This window comes from Daejeonella sp., assembly GCF_044342615.1.
GTDB lineage: Bacteria > Bacteroidota > Bacteroidia > Sphingobacteriales > Sphingobacteriaceae > Daejeonella.
In genome coordinates this window covers 1-16,420 of the sequence record NZ_JBIIPN010000057.1, presented here as the reverse complement: position 1 = coordinate 16,420, position 16,420 = coordinate 1, and the positions used below count along the sequence as shown (strand labels likewise).

The following is a 16,420-nucleotide window of genomic DNA, read 5'->3' as shown; positions in this document are numbered from 1 at the left end:
AGAATCGTCAAATTGCATTGCTTGAGCTGCACTAGCTGATGTGCTTGGCGGTAGCGGTGGAAGATTGGGAACCCTTATAGGATTGGGATCATCTAAATCTCCTGCCCCACCCTGACTCATAATTGTGATGCGGTATGGAATTTCATAGCAGGACTAACAGCATAGTTTTAAGTAATTTTAATATCAATACAATCGTAAATGCATAGAGATTGGGATTGGCTATTCGCTTCCCTTAAGAAAGGTAATTGAGATCTTACAACGGACAATTGAAGAGTATGGAAAGCCACTAGGAATACGGACTGATAATGGGCCAGAGTTCACTTCCTGCTAGTTTCAGAATTGGTTGAATAAGAACAACATTGAATGGATCAAGATTCAAAAGAGAAATCCACAACAAAATGCAATCGTTGAACGGTTCAATAGGACTTATCGTGAGGATATATTAGACGCGAACTTATTCTTTTCCCTAAATCAGGTTTACGAAGTCACTAAGCCTTGAAAACTAGATTATAAAGAGGAAAGGCCGCATGAGGCATTGAACTATGCCACGCCAAAGGAATACGCTGCATGAGGTTGGTTTTTGAAGGAATAGGTCTTGGAAAATGGATAAAAAGAAAGGCATTCGTTATTCGAACACCTTCCAATCATTCTCGTCGGTTCAATTTATCCCTGGTGAGTTGCTCCCCAGTGGAGCCCACGTCCGTTTCAACTGACCCTTGCAAATTTCAGTTCAATAAAATGCATTTACAAACTGTCAAAAAAGGCTACCACTTACCAGAAGGCTAAAAGGTAACTTCATTTGGGTTTCTGATTCGAAGAAAAAAGCTCTTTTTCTTTTAAAAATGTGTGAACAAATAATTTCACGTGATTTTTGGGCTGGCTTATATTTTTATTTGCATAAATCCATGAAATTTAATTAATTTGGTATATATATGGAAAATTTTCAAAATGAACTTTTATCTGGGATCAAGAACTTTTATCCTGACGCCATTGTAAAAAAGATAAACAAAGACAATTTCCTCGATATCCATTTGCCCCAAGTGAATGAGAATAAAGGCACACATTTGTTTTTTAATACCTCAAAAGGAAAAATAAAAATTGGATTTTATTGCCGTGATGATGAATTCAATGAGCAGGTTCTTTCAAAATCAGAAAACCTTGAAAAATATGCCCAAGGAATAAGATTAAAGGAAAATCCAGAATTTTCTGATACCGAACTAGCGATTGAAAAAGCAGTAGAATTCATTAATTCCATTTTGAAGGGAGCTACGATCTCTGGAGCTAATTCCAAACAAAAAGATGCCAAATTTTCAAAATTCTTCGAAAGGATTAAAGCAGCTTATGGGCGTTGCAGTATTGCTGAAGAAAAAAACTACGCAAGTTTTACTTTTAAAGCTGCATTCTTATATGAATTAAGAGTTCAAAAAGACATTATTCGTCTTTTGGCTGCCAACTATCCAAAAAATGCAAGCATCGAAAGAAGTCTGGAAATTATCGCTAAACATGAAATATCCTTAAAACTAATTAATAATCAGTTTGAAATTTTTGTAGAGGAGGGTAAGGTTAGTCCGGATAAATTGACTGTTAGAATTGAGATTCCATACAAATTAGAAGATATGGAAAGTGATTCATTTATCGACAAAGTAATTGCCTGTTGTGAAGAGTTCCATAGCACATTAATGCCTCTAATTAATGAGTTCCAGCCTGAACCAGTTGGAAGTCTCAAAGAGATTATGGGGGATGGAACGCCTACACCAACAAGTGGTACTGGTCCGAAAAAAGAAGATGCTACTGCAACCTCTGCCAAGGAAGAAGAGCTTTCAATGTTTGATTTGACTGAATTTGATGAAGAAGGTAGGCCAATAGGAATGAAAGGTACTCATCAAGCCCCTCCCGAAAAAGAATTAGAAAGGCCAGAACTTGATTTGAATTCCTTTCTGTCCACTTTCGGAATGGATGATGATTCTACACCAAAAACATCAGCCAAAGCCGAAGAAAAGCCTAAGGAGCCGGCGCAGTTTGACGAATCGGATCGTTGTTTGAATGATCCCATGCCTTTCTTGACTTGCATCCAACTGATGCGCTTTTATTACTCCGTGCTTTCCAGTGATTCAAAAGCGTACCGAGCCTCCTATGAAGATACTCTGCAGGAATTTATAAAAGCAGCCGTAGTGCCTCGAATGACAAATAAGATGGCCCGCCTAAGTCATGAAGGGGGCAACTTGGGGCTCCTTTTACGTGGCCCCATGCAAAAATCCTGGGAGATCTACGACAAGGACTATCCTACCCATGACGACTACGTACGTTCTTTGACTGAGCACATGGAAGAACTCTTGCCCTTTTGCAACGAAGGTCTCTTTCTAGACACACTTGAACTATTCATGTACTTGGGGGATATGCTCGAGGTGAAGGACTCTCCAACTGGGTCACTAGCTCCTCAAGACCGGTATTTTCCACTTTTCTTGATGCTCAAAGCAAGCCCAGAACAAGATATCGATAACCTAGAGATGGTCTTGAACAAAGGAGGAAAATCCCGTAATGCGAAGATTGGAGTGGAAGTAAATCGCTTACTGCTCAAAGCATCGGGCAACTTTAACCAACTAAGCAATGAAGAAAAGTTGGCGCTAGTACTCTATGATTTTATTCTCTGGGATGAAAATCCTGGTTTGGATATCAAAAGAGCAGATATTGCTGCAGCCAAATCCATTTTTGCACTAGTCACCCAAAATGCTTCGCTTGGAGAAAAGCTTGTCGGGGGATTTAATGACAATGCTTCCTTTGAAATCTTCCAGTTTTTCAATGTGGAGTTTAATCGAAAAGGATTCCATCAATTCTGTTTGGAACGATGGAAGGAGCTTTCTAGCGAATGGAATGTCCTCAAATTACAGCTCCTGATCGAAGGGGTAAGGAGAGACTTTCATCCCAACACGTATATCAATAATCCAGTCTTAGAAGATTACCTAAACATCTTTACAGGCGTAAAGACGGTTGATTTGACCGGAACACTCGCAACAGTGAAAGAGGAGGAAGACGATGAAGAGCTAAAAATAGAAGATTACCCTTATTCTATTGATGAAGTCAATAAAACAGTAGAAATGTCTGTTTTTCATCAGATTTTATTTCTCATCTTATATGTAGGTGGAAAAACGGAAAACCATACAGACGAGGAGATTGCCGATGTAACTTCCACAGCGGTAACAATCGGTGTTTGGTTTGACAAGGACGAGGATGAGGGCTGGGAAGTGCTCGAAGAAACCTTTGAAGTACTTCAAAAATGTGGAAAACTATTCACAACCGAAGAAATTTTGAAAATTGCTGACGAGTGTTGCTTTTCAATCCACGATGGCATAACTAATGCTGATGCTCAAAAAGATATCATTCGCTTTATCACAGACCAAGCGAAGGCTGACGGTGAGTTAGATTTATGGGAAGAAACATTTATAGATTCATGGTCTCTGAATATTACGATAGGAAGGGGATGGGGGAATTAAGATCCCTATTTAAAGTGGCATTTTCATTCGATTTATTGTCAATTAAGAGCTGTTAAAAAAGTTAATTCATGTCTAGTGAAGAGAAGTTTAAAAACATTGTAATAGAATCCGATACCAAAATTCACGCAATCAAGTACCTGAATTTGGATGGTACGGATTGTCGTTACGAATTTTGGGAATGGGATGGAGTGGAAGCAGAAAGTTTTGTTGGTAAAACAAATTAAATTATAACAATTCCAATTTTAAATAAAAATAATATGGAAGAAGTAAAAATCGGAGATCAAATTTGGATGGGTATTAACTTAGACGTAGCTACGTTTAGAAACGGAGATCCCATCCCTCACGCAAAAACAGATGAAGCTTGGGAGATGGCAGGTGAAAACGGAGAGCCAGCTTGGTGTTATTATAATAATTCCCCAGACGAGGAGTTTGGCAAACTCTACAATTGGCATGCGGTGAATGACCAGCGAGGATTAGCACCTGAAGGGTGGAAAATACCGTCTGATAAGGATTGGAGTCTTATGGCAGACTTTTTAGGCGGCGAGGATTGGTGCGGCATAGAATTAAAAAGCACTAGCTATTGGGTTGATGGTGATTGGGATGAAGAGGGTAACGGTGCTAACGAAAGTGGTTTTTCAGGTCTTCCAGGCGGTTATCGCAATGGAGAAGGCGGATTCAGCTACTTTGGTGAGGCAGGTTACTGGTGGAGTTCTTTTGGAAATAGTATCAGTGCCTGGTCCCAATTCTTGCTTTATGACAATAACGGTTTGTATGGGGAGAATGAAAATAAGGGCTATGGGTTGTCTGTTCGTTGTATAAAGGAGTAGAAAAAAAATTTATCTAATTTAAACAGTTGGCTCCTGTCTGCTTTTAAGGTCCTCTTGAATGCAGGCAGGAATCAATTTTAAGGAAAATTAATAAACAATAAACTCTTTAAAAAGTAAATTATTTTCACCCCTTTTTTGATTTAAATTCAAAAGATTAGCAAATTTTAAATTCTTCGTGTCGGTAAAAGGTCTAATAAAAGGGACAGTAAATTCATAGGCCTTACCTTCATAATCAAAATTGATTTTAATTGTTCCTTCTCTACCAATTAGTTTGAAGTCCGTATCAACAATTCGAGATGGCACGAAGGATTTAATGTGTTTAGCGCAGCGTAAAATAGCGTCTTGACTAGTTTTCATAGATGATTAGATTAAGATTTTTGGATCTAAAAAGTACAATTACCAAATCAAATAGAGATTTTGAGATGAAATCATATCTTTAATTTAAAGATAATATAATTTCTTATCATCTGTTAGTCAAGTAATTATTAAAACTTAAGGAAATTATTTGATTAAAAAAATCTCTTCACCTTATCGATGAAGAGATTTATTGGTTTAAAACAGAAGCTTAAATTAAGCCGCTCTAAATTCCCCTAATAAGTTATTCAAGTCCTCAGTAGTTTTATTTTCAACCTGTTTACCCCTCAAAAATAAGATAAATTGATCTAATTCCCGATGAGAGGAAAAACGTTCAACACCCGCCATAGGGAATTTTTCAATTTGAAAAGCCTCCAAAGCGCTGTTATGGTCATCATGCTCTTCATAAAAATTAATTAACTGACTGTTCTCTGAGTAGGTTACATACATAAACTCAGCTAAGTGATCATGATACTTACTTTTTAAATCCTTCAAACTAAAATCCCTACTAAGTAATTCACTAGCAGCACGTTTACGAGGAAAAATATGATCTTTAACCCTTCTTTGTCCACGAATAAAACCCTTTAATGCAGCCACACTGATATAGCCCGAGAAATGAGCGTTTAAGCTCGGCAAATAAAATATCGCAGCACCGATTACCGTTAACAAAAACGACCTTTGTAAAGGTTCTTCAGTTTGATGATACTTATCGCGCACCTGGTCTAATAATAATTTCAATGCCTCAAACTTCATGTTTCTAGCATATTCAACCGATGAGATAGTATCTACCTGTTCTTCAGCTCCAAAGTCTCCAAACTCAGTGTCATAATCTTCATCTAAATCGGAATAAAGTGAGATATCAAGCTTTTCAGGCTTTGAACTATTTGATACAGGTTTTACAGTATTTTCCTTAACAGAAATAAGCTCATCTTGAATCGGAGAATTAACATTATCGCCTAAACTCGCCAAAAACAATTGATCTCTTTCAAATTGATTAGATAAAACAGTATCATTTTTAGGATTTTTTACTTTCCATAATCCTTCAGGAAAAGCATCTTGTCTGTAAAGAACAGTTTTCGAAATAATATCAATTCCCTTCTCAATTTGGACCAATAATTTATACTCATTTGAATCTGTTTTTACTAAATCACAAGATATAAGTCTAGACTTATTCTTTTTCGCAACACTACGTGCCGCTCTACAATTATGATCAATCTTCCATTCACTGTACTTAGTCCACAAAATTTCTTCATCATCGCCCCTATTGGCAACTAATAAAGATTTATAAATGGCCGCAATCCAATTTCTGTTAGACATTGCATGTCCACTAGCGTTTAAATAAAGTTGTTCTGCAATTAGGTAAAGAAATTCTGTATTCATAATATTATTAAAATGTTTATATTCAAAGATTTTTATCTGTTTTACAATGCCCAAAACTAAAAAGATAAAAATTACCATTCAGGAATTTACAAGCTTGTAAATTGAGAAATCACATTTTGAAGAGTTTTATTTTTACAAAAATTAGAACCAAAATGGAAAATTTACGTGAATCTAGACTATCATTTTTTGCAAAATATTAACATCTAACTGTTTTGCCGTTAATTCATAGTTTCAAATGTTTTTGAGTCTGCGGAATTCTGCGTGATCTGCGGGAAAAATAATTTATGCAGCTGTTAAACAAAAGAAGAAAGAGGGCCTAGATCATTTGGGAGGGGCATCATGTAAAATTGCTCTGCAAAAGGTAAAGAACTTCTGTATTCATACTATTTTTTAAGGTTAATAGTTTAAGCTTTTTCTCTGTTTTACTAGGCTCAAGAATAGAGCGATAAAAATTACCATTCAGAAATTTACAAGCTTGCAGATTGAAAAATCCCATTTTGAGGACCTCTATTTTTACAAAAAAAATCAGAATCAAAATGGACAATTTACAGCTATCTACAACTCTTATTATTCACCCAGAAGACCTAACCACTAAATTCCTGGATCCCATCTACACCTCTATTCCAAATAAGAAATTAATTCGTGATGAATTAAATTCTGAACGATTGAATAAGGAAATGGAAGGTCATTCTAGAATTATCATGCTGGGGCATGGTACCTCTATCGGATTACTTTGTCCTTGTCACGAGACTGGTAGACTCGAACAGATAGTCAATATTTACCATGCTTGGGAGCTAAGTAAGCATCCTGAAAATGTTTATATCTGGTGTAATGCCGACCGCTTTGTTTTGGAGCATGACTTATCCGGACTCTATTCTGGAATGTTTATTAGTGAGGTGGGAGAAGCTGCCTATTGCGGATTAGGTGTGGTAAGTCAAGAGCTGGTGGATGAGTCCAATACCCGCTTTAGTGAAATTATGGCTGAATTCATACATCTTGATAAATTTTCAATCCTCCATGAATTAAAAGTTAGCTATGGTCAATTAGCTAAAACTAATCCCATAGCAGCATATAATGTTGAGAGATTATTTGCTCGATAAGTAATTTTTATCTATAAACCTTTCATTAACAATTATTTATGTCAATAAGTGATGAGACATTCTGGACCTACTGGTCTATTTACATGGGGACTATCTTTCTTATCTGGATTTTTAAAAAAGATGAAGGTGATAAAGAGTTTGGCGACAAACAAATTAAAAAATGTCAATCCCAGTTCAAATTAAATACAAGTAAAGCAGCCTATATTAAGGCAGTTGTTTATTGGTGTGTTCAAAATTTGGGATATCCCAAGGGGAATAAAAAAATACCTGGAATTGTTGTTCGCTATGTAAAGCAAGATAAATATTTAGGTCTTTATTGTTCAGCCAGTAAAGACATTATAATCTATGTAAAAGCTCATGAAAACTTATTACAATTAACAAATACGGTGATTCACGAATATGATCATTTTTTAAGAATACGAAATATGAAGGATCAGAAAAATTATAATAAAGTTCTTGATGAGATTGGTTATGATAAACATCCACTGGAAATATATGCGAGAGAAACCGCTGATAAATATGAGCTTAGCTGCTTCAAGGAGATGGCGGAGAGAGGTTTATTATTTAGAAAATAGAGTTTAGAAAATGAAAACAATTTATTACCATTTGCTGATAGACGCCAGTAAGAGCATGTCGAGATATTGGGACGCCTTAGTCAAACAGTTAAATGCCCATTATAAAACCACTAGAAAATTCGAAGCGCTCTACCCCATCGACTTGAAAAGAGGAATTGGTGTATTCAATATAGAAAATATTTTTCTAGACATGATTATGCAATCACCAGCTATATTAAAAAAAATAAAACCTGATGGCCGAACTGCATTATACGATGCCATTAAAACCAATATCGACTTTGTTGAAAATGAGTTGTTAAAGGCTCAATCAGCAATTGATACCACTACCATCTTTGTCGTTTTAACTGATGGGCATGAAAATGCCTCTAAATTATATGATGCTCAACAGGTAAGAGAAACTATAATGAAATTACAGCAAGAAGGCAATTGGGAATTTGTATTTTTTGGAGCTGATTTAGACGTAAATGAAATCAATAAAATATTAAAAATACCTCATTTCAACTATCATAATTTTGAAAAATCAGAATTGAAATCGGCATTTGAAGAACTTAATGATATTGTTCTCAAAACTTTAAAAAAATCAACTCAGGCACAATAATTTTAATTATCATTTTTTGCTATTTTTATATTTATCTACGCAAAAAACAATTCTTTTTATAAACATTAAAATTAAAAAATATGCCTAATGTTTGGTTAGTACGTTCGCCTGAATATAGCTTATCTAGATTTAGAGAAGTTCGTAATTTATTAAATAGCTATAAGGGAGTTTTAAAGTTTTTTCCAGAAAAACCGGAGAAAGGAAAAGAAGAGCTGGATTTAGTAATTAACACAGATTTTACTTCTAAAGCTATTTCAGAAACCAAAGAACTAGAATGGTTTTATGAAAAATGCAATGAAATTAGAAAACAGCAAGACATTGGTGATGATGAAATGGTCATGCTTTTAACAGACTTTCGAAATCCTTATAATTATTTTAACGGAATTGATTTTGAAACGGGTCTAAACATGATGGTACACACTGCAGATTGGGATAAGTATATTCCTGATAGCGATGAGTGTAATCCAGTGGTATATCATGTGGCAGCAACTGTTTTAATTAGAAAATGGTTTAACACGCGCCATGAGGCACAGAACCTGATTAATCTAATCCCACAGGGCTGCATGATGGATTTTTGTAAGATTAAAAAGGATGTTAAATTAAAAATATTGACAGCCAATATTAGCGATCAAGCCATAAAAAGCATTTTGGAGCACGGAGTGGATCCTAATTTACTTCGACAAACATTACGCATTTTCGAAGGAGTACGCGAAAATATCTTATTTGGTAAATATAGTAGTTTAATTAAAACTCGAACGATAGAGCTAAGCTTTAAGGGAGATAAAAAACAAATTTATTTTCCTGAAATAAGTAATGGAAAAATGGAGCTTCCTACATTATTTAGGGTAGCTTATATTTATCTGCTTAAGTATAGTACTCCAGATACTAGTTTACACTTTGGCGATTTGGCTAATGAAAGAAGCATAGATCACTTATTTGAAATTTACAACGGTTTATTTAGAGATAAACTGATAACCATTGATGGGGAACCCTATTTAAAGAGAAGAGCAAAAATTGAAAATACTTTTAGTATAAATAATACAGAGAAATGGGAACAGTTGGTATCCAAAACAAATAGGGCTTTAGTTGATTTTTTGGGGGAAGACCTTGCAAAACTATATATTATTCAAAGTGATGAGAATTTTGCCAAACGGATACTCGTGGATAGAAGTTTTATAAATGGTTTGTAAGATTGGATAAAAAAACAAGCTTGCAAATAAATTTTAAACAATTTCTACCTAATTACCTTTGTCATAGTGTTTCATATTTATTTTTTTGTTTGTGTTAAAGTCGTCATGTAATGTGGCGACTTTATTTTACTCAATAAATAGACAGGTTTTTAGAATAGTATAATTGAAGTTGGGCTAGAAATATTTAATAAGAATACAAGTACAAATTTCTGATAAAGAATTCCAGGAAAAAATACAATGAAAAATAAGTTGAAATGAGCATAAAAATAATTCATACAGCCGACAATCACATAGGTATTAGCTATAATACTGTTTCTCAGGCTAAATCCGATTTAGTAAAAGAGCGCTTAGATGCCTTAAAACGAATTGTAGATGAGGGGAATAAAGAGAATGCAAACTATTTAGTTATAGCGGGTGATTTATTTGATGTGGCCAAACTAAACCAAAAAAGAACTTCTGAAGTGATAAAGGTATTAGATGCTTTTAAAGAAAAAGTGGTGATCATTCCAGGTAATCATGATTTTTATATCGATGAAAAGGATTCGTTATGGAATTATTTTAAAAAAAATGTAAATGCTGAAAAAATTCTAGTATTAGATAATTATGAAGTTTATGTAGATACTATAGGTGATCAAGAAGTTAGATTTTATCCAGCTGGATGTAGAACATTGCACTCTGATCAACATATGATAGGATGGGTTAGTAATATAGAAAAGCCAGTTGAAGCTATTCATATTGGCATTGCACATGGAAATGTTGTTGGACTTGGACGAGATGAAGATGGCAAATATTTTAATATGCATGAAGATGAATTAAAAGTGGCTGGAGTTGATTTTTGGTTACTAGGTCACATACATGTAGCATACCCTACTTTAAGTGTGGTTTCCCATAATCCAGGCTATTTCATGAGCGGTACTCACATGCCCGATTCTTGGAAATCAACGAATGTTGGTAATGCCTGGATAATTGAAGTTGATGAAAATAAAGCGATAAAAGCTAGGCAATTTCAACCTTCGCCTTTTAGCTATAAAGTAATCGAGAAAAATTTGCAATCTACAGTGGATATAGACTCCTTAAAAAGTCAATTAGCGGTTTGTAATAAGAAAAATACTGCTGTAAGATTGAATTTAAATGGAAGATTGGCGGATCATGAATTGCAGGCCTTAGATGATTTTATAAAAGAGTGTGCAGATCGAACTAGTGGTTTTATCCATTTTGAGATCAATAAATTTATTAAAAGAAAAATTGACATCCATGCAATTAATAATGAATTTGTAGCAGGTTCACTTCCTCATATATTATTAACTGAGCTATTAAATGAAGATCCAGATGGATTAAGTACCCAAAAGGCATTTGAAGCAATATTTATTAAATAAAGATAAGAAGGATTAGATGAAACTTATAAAATTACAATTGCATCCTTTTGCAGGTACTGTTGATAAAACATATCATTTTCAAGATGAATTAAATGTAGTTTATGGACATAACGAAGCCGGAAAGTCGACTATAGTTAAGGCATTGCTTTTAGTATTACTTGAACCGACCGATTTAACAAAAACAGAGTTTAAAAAATTAATTGAAAATTATATACCCATTGGTGGTGATACCATAAAAATAAGCTTAGCTTTTGAACAAAATGGTGCTAAATATGAACTTAAAAAATCCTGGGGGGCTAATAATTTCAGTTCATTAAATATTAAAGGTCAGGCTCCTACTCAAAATGCACTTCTTGTTCAGGAGGAATTAAATAGGCTTTTGAATTTAAATAAATCAACCCTACGAGATGTAATCTTTACAACACAAGCAAAAATTGCTTCTACCATTGAGGAGATTAATAAAAACTCGGAAATCGGAAATAGCTTAGATCAAATTCTTAGAGGAGCAATATTTAATACCGCAGGAATTGTCCCCCAAGAGCTAAGCGACAAATTAAGGAAAGAGTATGATGAGTTATCACTCAATTGGGACCTAGAAAATGATGCTCCTATTATCGGTTCCAATAATAAGGGGTCTTATGAAAACAAACGCGGAAATGGACTAGGAGAAATTTTAAAAATTGCTTATCAGTTATATGATAAGCAAAATGCATTATTGTTTAGAGAACACTACGATATCCAACTTAGCGAAATAGCAAATCATTTAAACCAATTAAAAGAGGCTATAAATACGGATGAGGAGTATATCAGTTTAACAAAGCCACTAGTTGAAAGTTTAACAAAAAGAAAAGAAATTATAAACGAACTTAGTTTATTAGAAGTAAAGAAAAATACATTAAGAGAAGCGCAAGCAGATTGGAATTCAATTAATGCAAATCTGCCCGTAATGACGGATCAACTAGCATTAGATAACGAACAGTTAACTCGTTTAAAAGATGAGCTTGAACATGCAAGAAAGGCGGGTGAAACAACGATTAAAATCAGTCAGTTCAAAAATATTACTGATTTGAAGTTAAAATATGAAACAACGAAAAATTCATTAAATGCCTTAAAAAAAGTAGAAAATGAGAATGTTGAACTAGTCAAAAAAATACACGATCAACTTGTCAATGCGCAACAAGAGCTAAATGCGCTAGAATCCGCTCAAAAATTTATTGTAGAAATACATCCTAAGAAAAATTTAGAGGTAGAAATTCAACAAGGTGCCGAATTAGCAGTAAAAACTAAACTACTTCAGGGTAAGGCTATATCTTTAGAAGTAAGTAAAGGATTTCAATATTCTTCTGAAGATGTTACCATACAAGTAAAATCTTTAACTCAGCAGATCACTACGTTAAATGAGCAAATTACTGCCTTAGCTAATGAGTTAGAGTTAAATTTATCTTCATTTGATGTACCAAGCTTTGAAGAATTAATAGTTTTAAATACATCCTATAATCAAGCTAAATTGGATCAGCAATTAGCTAAATCGGCATACGATAATAGTATTGTTGGTACATCTTACGAATCATTAGAAAAAGAAGTAAATGAACTACAAAATTTACCTAAAACAAGGGAATTAACTGAATTAAATAAACTATATAATGATTTAGTTGGTAAAATAGCCACTGATAAACTAAAAATAAAAGAATTTGAGAATAAGCTAGCTGAACTCACTAGTTTATATACTTCATTAGACAATTTAGATGAAATAAGGCTTACGATTAGACAAGATGAACAAATCCAACAGTCTAAATTGGCAGAGCTACCACCTATCGAGGCTAATTTGGATATTGACAATTTCAGAATTGAATATAAGGATGTTATTGATAGATTGAATTCAAATAAACAGAAATGTCATGAGAAGGAAATTGAAAGAGCTATACATGAGGGAATTGAACCAGAAGATTTAGCATCCGAATTACATGACCAAATTGATTTATTACAAAGGCTTAAAAATCAGAAAATTGAAGAAGCCAAAGCCATTGCTAAGGTTTTAAGTAAACTTGAAGAGATTTTAAATAGAGTTCCGCTTCATCCTTACCAAAACTATGAAAATAAATTAGCTGAATATTTACTCTCCCTTTCTGGTGGTAAATATAGTATCTCCCAAAATGGATCTTTAACACCTCATGTAATTAGAAATAGCACTACTAATTTAGAATTACCAATTGAAATGCTATCCCAAGGTACTTCTGGTATATTGGGCTTATCCTTACGACTTTGTATGGCAGATTATTATTTGAATGATCAAAAAGGATTTTTGGCATTTGACGACCCAATGGTTGATTTTGATCAAAATAGGCAATTGTTGGCAGCACAATGTTTGCAAGATTATGCATCCGAAAAACAAGTGCTTGTATTTACATGTCACCAAACTCATGCTAATCTATTAGGAGGAAATTTAATCGATTTAAATACATAATCTATGCCTAGATATCTTACAAAATCAAAGTTTAAAAGTGGATTAGAGTGTGTTACAAAGTTGTACTACACTGGTAAAAAGCATGAGTATGCCGACCAAAAATTAGACGACAAATTTTTAAAGGCCTTAGCTGAAGGTGGACACCAAACGGGTGCATTAGCGCTTTTTGAGTTCTCTGATAACCCAACAACTGAAGATATTTTAGTAGATACTTTAGACTACGAAGAGGCTTTAAATATTACAAATCAGAAGCTTGCAGAAGACGGGAAAGTGGTAATCGCAGAAGCAGCTTTTAAATACAATAATTTGTTCATAAGAGTAGATATTATTGTAAAAGAGAATAAAACTATTCATTTATATGAGGTAAAAGCCAAAAGCTTTAATAGCGAAAATGATAAAGATCAATCTTTTATTTCCTACCCAAATACGGAAAAGGAACGAATAAGCTCAGAATGGCTAGCCTATTTATATGATGTCGCTTTTCAAAAATATGTTATCAGAAAATCATTTCCTGACTATACCGTTAATTCACATCTTCTATTGGTTGACAAAGCCAAAATGGCAACAGTTAATGGCCTAAATCAACTTTTCCAGCTAGTAAATAAAGAAGGTAGACTCACGGTAGATATATCAAATATAACAAAGGAGCAATTAGGTGGCTCTATTTTGACCATCGTTAATACTGATAAATTAATAGATAAAATTGAGAATAAATATAAGGTCCCAACTTCTCTCAATAGAGAATTTACATTTGAAGAATTTGTAGCGTATTGCGAAGATATTTATGTGCGAGATGAAAGAGTCTTTTCGCCACTTACCATGGCATGTAAAAATTGCACGTTTAAAGTAAAGCCAGGGAAAGATGAAGACAAAAAGGATGGCAGAAAAGAATGTTGGAAACATGTAACACAATATGCGGATCATTTATTAGAGAAACCTTGGTCAATAGAAGTTTGGCAAGGTAGATTAGATAAAGCACTAGAAGAGGGTGTTTATTTGATGGATCGACTTGAAAAAACAGATTTAGGGACTGAAAAAGACAATCCAAATCCAGGTCTAGATCAGTTCGCAAGAAGGCTTATACAGGTTGAAAAGACAAAAAACAATGACCTCAGCTATTATTTTGACAAGGTTAATTTTGACAAAGAAGTTGCAAATTGGAAATGGCCATTAAATCACATTGATTTCGAAACTAGTACAGTAGCACTCCCTTTTTACAAAGGAAAATCTCCTTACAGCGGAGTAGCATTTCAATGGTCGCATCATTTAATGCATCCAGATGGAAAAATTGAGCATGTGGGTGAGTATATCAATTTTGATAAAGGAATATTTCCTAATCTAGAATTCATCAGAACGTTAAAAAAATCTCTTGCTACAAACGATGGGACGATTTTTAGATACCATAATCATGAGAATACTTATTTAAGATTGATTTATGGACAAATTTTGTCGGGAGAAATAGAAGTCGATGAGCCCGAAAAAACTGAATTATTGTCTTTCATTGATGCAATTACCAGGCATAAGCCAGACGGAAAGACCTATGTAAACGGCGATAGAAACATGGTTGACTTGTATGATTTAGTACAGAAATTTTATTATTCACCCCATTCACACGGAAAAATTGGACTGAAGTTCGTGCTACCATCCATTATTAATGATGTACCATTTTTAAAAGAAAAATATGGCAGAAAAGGCATTTATGGTAAGACATTGGAAATTAAGAGTTTAAATTTTGATGATCATCAATGGATAGACCCAGCTTATAATAATGACCCTTATAAAACTTTACCAAATATTTTTGATGGATATGATAGAGATGATTTAGATAGTTATTTTGATGATTTAGATGGTATTGCCGACGGAGGTGCTGCCTTGACTGCATATTCCTACTTACAATACACGCATATTCCAGAAGATGCAAGACTAGCACTCAAAAATGCACTACTTCGTTATTGCGAATTAGATACAATGGCCATGGTAATGCTTTTAGAGGGTATGATGAGATTAGAAAATAAAGACTTTTAATTTCAATAGGATAAAATTTATTATATAATAAATTTTATCCTATTGCTAACTAAAATCGAATTCTAGACATCAATCCAATCAAATTCATAATCATCATAGTCTGTAATTTTACATATAGAGACTGGATTGCCTGATGAATCAAATATTTTAGGTTCGTGTTTAAAAGAGATCGTGATGAATTCACCACTAAATTCACCCTCGTCCCATTTAATACAGTCATTGCCATTAATTACCGCTTTTGCAGCTTGTAATGATTCAAATTCTTTTGAAAAGAATTCAACTGGGTCATCAATATCTAAGTCATCTTTGTGACCAACCCATGCTCTAAACTCTAATGAATACATAAAAGGTTTTTAATAAAATTTACATTAAGAGTAAATTAATTAATTTTTTCAGCACTTTCTTCATTATTATTAAAGTCGTCTGAAATATCAATTACAATTTAATCTATAAACTCTTTAAATCCAAATTCTTTTAATCTCATTCCGAAATAGAATAGATTTATTGGCAAGCCTATCATAAAATGATTTCCATACAAATTATAAGAGTGGCTACCCTGTTTGGTAGTAGTAAGGTTACTCTGCGAGAATATCGATGTAAGAATAATCTCCATCCTCGCCGTATTAAATATTTTCTATTCCACTCCAAGAAAAAACCATAACCATCACTTCTTCATTAAAATAATTGGAATAGAAAGCATCCATGTTTTATAAAAGAAAACTTACTAATTTTTAATTTGTGAATAAAACAATCAACAAATTAATATTTAGATATCACTTACAAACAACAAGATAGTAATTATAGAGAAATATTGTTATTAAATAAATATGAATTATATTGCACAAATTATTTATTTTAACAAAAATTAAACCAACAAATCCAAACCCTATGGAAAGTATTAAAAGACCAAGTGCAATCACTCTCGGACACGATCTAGCATTTCTTTATCTAAACTTAGGTTATATAACCGATGGTGAATTATCGCAAGAAGAAATTGAAAAAATTGTTGAAAAAGTCGAAGAGTGGTATCAACCTACTCA

General features: G+C 33.7%; 15 protein-coding genes. 12 read left to right on the top strand and 3 right to left on the bottom strand.

The window, feature by feature from the left end; all coding sequences use genetic code 11:
• Positions 1-343 precede the first annotated feature (343 nt).
• The 4 genes from ACIQ0D_RS06680 to ACIQ0D_RS06665 all read left to right on the top strand — a co-directional run bounded on the left by ACIQ0D_RS06680 (position 344) and on the right by ACIQ0D_RS06665 (position 4,318).
• Positions 344-499, top strand: coding sequence for an integrase core domain-containing protein (locus ACIQ0D_RS06680; RefSeq protein WP_395803985.1), 156 nt, complete (start codon positions 344-346; stop codon positions 497-499).
• Between the two features lie 433 nt (positions 500-932).
• The gene (locus tag ACIQ0D_RS06675; RefSeq protein ID WP_395803983.1) at positions 933-3,491 is read left to right on the top strand and encodes a hypothetical protein; all 2,559 of its coding nucleotides are present in this window, start codon (positions 933-935) and stop codon (positions 3,489-3,491) included.
• A 68-nt stretch (positions 3,492-3,559) separates the two neighbouring features.
• Positions 3,560-3,715 carry a hypothetical protein gene (locus tag ACIQ0D_RS06670; RefSeq protein WP_395803981.1) on the top strand — a complete coding sequence of 52 codons (156 nt, stop codon included), beginning with the start codon at positions 3,560-3,562 and terminating at the stop codon, positions 3,713-3,715.
• Positions 3,716-3,748: 33 nt separating this feature from the next.
• On the top strand, positions 3,749-4,318 hold the full coding sequence (locus tag ACIQ0D_RS06665; RefSeq protein WP_395803979.1) for a fibrobacter succinogenes major paralogous domain-containing protein: 570 nt from the start codon (positions 3,749-3,751) through the stop codon (positions 4,316-4,318).
• Positions 4,319-4,405: 87 nt separating this feature from the next.
• Here the strand turns inward: ACIQ0D_RS06665 and ACIQ0D_RS06660 are convergent, their stop codons facing one another.
• Together ACIQ0D_RS06660 and ACIQ0D_RS06655 are read right to left on the bottom strand one after the other, a co-directional pair.
• On the bottom strand, positions 4,406-4,675 hold the full coding sequence (locus tag ACIQ0D_RS06660; protein ID WP_395803977.1) for a hypothetical protein: 270 nt from the start codon (positions 4,673-4,675) through the stop codon (positions 4,406-4,408).
• A gap of 213 nt (positions 4,676-4,888) precedes the next feature.
• On the bottom strand, positions 4,889-6,052 hold the full coding sequence (locus ACIQ0D_RS06655; protein ID WP_395803975.1) for a hypothetical protein: 1,164 nt from the start codon (positions 6,050-6,052) through the stop codon (positions 4,889-4,891).
• 536 nt (positions 6,053-6,588) lie between these two features.
• On the opposite strand from ACIQ0D_RS06655, the gene ACIQ0D_RS06650 reads away from it, so the two are divergent.
• The 7 genes from ACIQ0D_RS06650 to ACIQ0D_RS06620 all read left to right on the top strand — a co-directional run bounded on the left by ACIQ0D_RS06650 (position 6,589) and on the right by ACIQ0D_RS06620 (position 15,380).
• Positions 6,589-7,152, top strand: coding sequence for a hypothetical protein (locus ACIQ0D_RS06650; protein ID WP_395803973.1), 564 nt, complete (start codon positions 6,589-6,591; stop codon positions 7,150-7,152).
• Positions 7,153-7,190: 38 nt separating this feature from the next.
• A complete protein-coding gene (locus tag ACIQ0D_RS06645; RefSeq protein WP_395803971.1) occupies positions 7,191-7,727 on the top strand; it encodes a hypothetical protein in 537 nt (178 codons plus the stop codon).
• Positions 7,728-7,737: 10 nt separating this feature from the next.
• Positions 7,738-8,325, top strand: coding sequence for a VWA domain-containing protein (locus ACIQ0D_RS06640; RefSeq protein ID WP_395803969.1), 588 nt, complete (start codon positions 7,738-7,740; stop codon positions 8,323-8,325).
• Positions 8,326-8,405: 80 nt separating this feature from the next.
• Complete coding sequence (locus tag ACIQ0D_RS06635) at positions 8,406-9,515, top strand: hypothetical protein (RefSeq protein WP_395803967.1); 1,110 nt, start codon at positions 8,406-8,408, stop codon at positions 9,513-9,515.
• Between the two features lie 254 nt (positions 9,516-9,769).
• Positions 9,770-10,891, top strand: coding sequence for an exonuclease SbcCD subunit D (locus ACIQ0D_RS06630; protein WP_395803965.1), 1,122 nt, complete (start codon positions 9,770-9,772; stop codon positions 10,889-10,891).
• A 16-nt stretch (positions 10,892-10,907) separates the two neighbouring features.
• Positions 10,908-13,355: an AAA family ATPase gene (locus ACIQ0D_RS06625; RefSeq protein ID WP_395803963.1), complete on the top strand. Its 2,448-nt coding sequence runs from the start codon at positions 10,908-10,910 to the stop codon at positions 13,353-13,355.
• A 3-nt stretch (positions 13,356-13,358) separates the two neighbouring features.
• Entirely contained in the window at positions 13,359-15,380 is a 2,022-nt protein-coding gene (locus ACIQ0D_RS06620) for a DUF2779 domain-containing protein (protein WP_395803961.1), read from the top strand.
• A 62-nt stretch (positions 15,381-15,442) separates the two neighbouring features.
• On the opposite strand, the gene ACIQ0D_RS06615 is transcribed toward ACIQ0D_RS06620, so the two are convergent.
• A complete protein-coding gene (locus ACIQ0D_RS06615) occupies positions 15,443-15,724 on the bottom strand; it encodes a hypothetical protein (protein WP_395803960.1) in 282 nt (93 codons plus the stop codon).
• A gap of 493 nt (positions 15,725-16,217) precedes the next feature.
• Here ACIQ0D_RS06615 and ACIQ0D_RS06610 point away from each other — a divergent pair.
• On the top strand, positions 16,218-16,420 hold a 203-nt coding region (locus ACIQ0D_RS06610), incomplete at its 3' end, for a hypothetical protein (protein WP_395803958.1).

Excerpts from the sequence above, each read along its gene's own strand:
- ACIQ0D_RS06675 (WP_395803983.1), top strand. The coding sequence starts at position 933 with ATGGAAAATTTTCAAAATGAACTTTTATCTGGGATCAAGAACTTTTAT.
- ACIQ0D_RS06670 (WP_395803981.1), top strand. The coding sequence starts at position 3,560 with ATGTCTAGTGAAGAGAAGTTTAAAAACATTGTAATAGAATCCGATACC.
- ACIQ0D_RS06665 (WP_395803979.1), top strand. The coding sequence starts at position 3,749 with ATGGAAGAAGTAAAAATCGGAGATCAAATTTGGATGGGTATTAACTTA.
- ACIQ0D_RS06660 (WP_395803977.1), bottom strand. The coding sequence starts at position 4,675 with ATGAAAACTAGTCAAGACGCTATTTTACGCTGCGCTAAACACATTAAA.
- ACIQ0D_RS06655 (WP_395803975.1), bottom strand. The coding sequence starts at position 6,052 with ATGAATACAGAATTTCTTTACCTAATTGCAGAACAACTTTATTTAAAC.
- ACIQ0D_RS06650 (WP_395803973.1), top strand. The coding sequence starts at position 6,589 with ATGGACAATTTACAGCTATCTACAACTCTTATTATTCACCCAGAAGAC.
- ACIQ0D_RS06645 (WP_395803971.1), top strand. The coding sequence starts at position 7,191 with ATGTCAATAAGTGATGAGACATTCTGGACCTACTGGTCTATTTACATG.
- ACIQ0D_RS06640 (WP_395803969.1), top strand. The coding sequence starts at position 7,738 with ATGAAAACAATTTATTACCATTTGCTGATAGACGCCAGTAAGAGCATG.
- ACIQ0D_RS06635 (WP_395803967.1), top strand. The coding sequence starts at position 8,406 with ATGCCTAATGTTTGGTTAGTACGTTCGCCTGAATATAGCTTATCTAGA.
- ACIQ0D_RS06630 (WP_395803965.1), top strand. The coding sequence starts at position 9,770 with ATGAGCATAAAAATAATTCATACAGCCGACAATCACATAGGTATTAGC.
- ACIQ0D_RS06625 (WP_395803963.1), top strand. The coding sequence starts at position 10,908 with ATGAAACTTATAAAATTACAATTGCATCCTTTTGCAGGTACTGTTGAT.
- ACIQ0D_RS06620 (WP_395803961.1), top strand. The coding sequence starts at position 13,359 with ATGCCTAGATATCTTACAAAATCAAAGTTTAAAAGTGGATTAGAGTGT.
- ACIQ0D_RS06615 (WP_395803960.1), bottom strand. The coding sequence starts at position 15,724 with ATGTATTCATTAGAGTTTAGAGCATGGGTTGGTCACAAAGATGACTTA.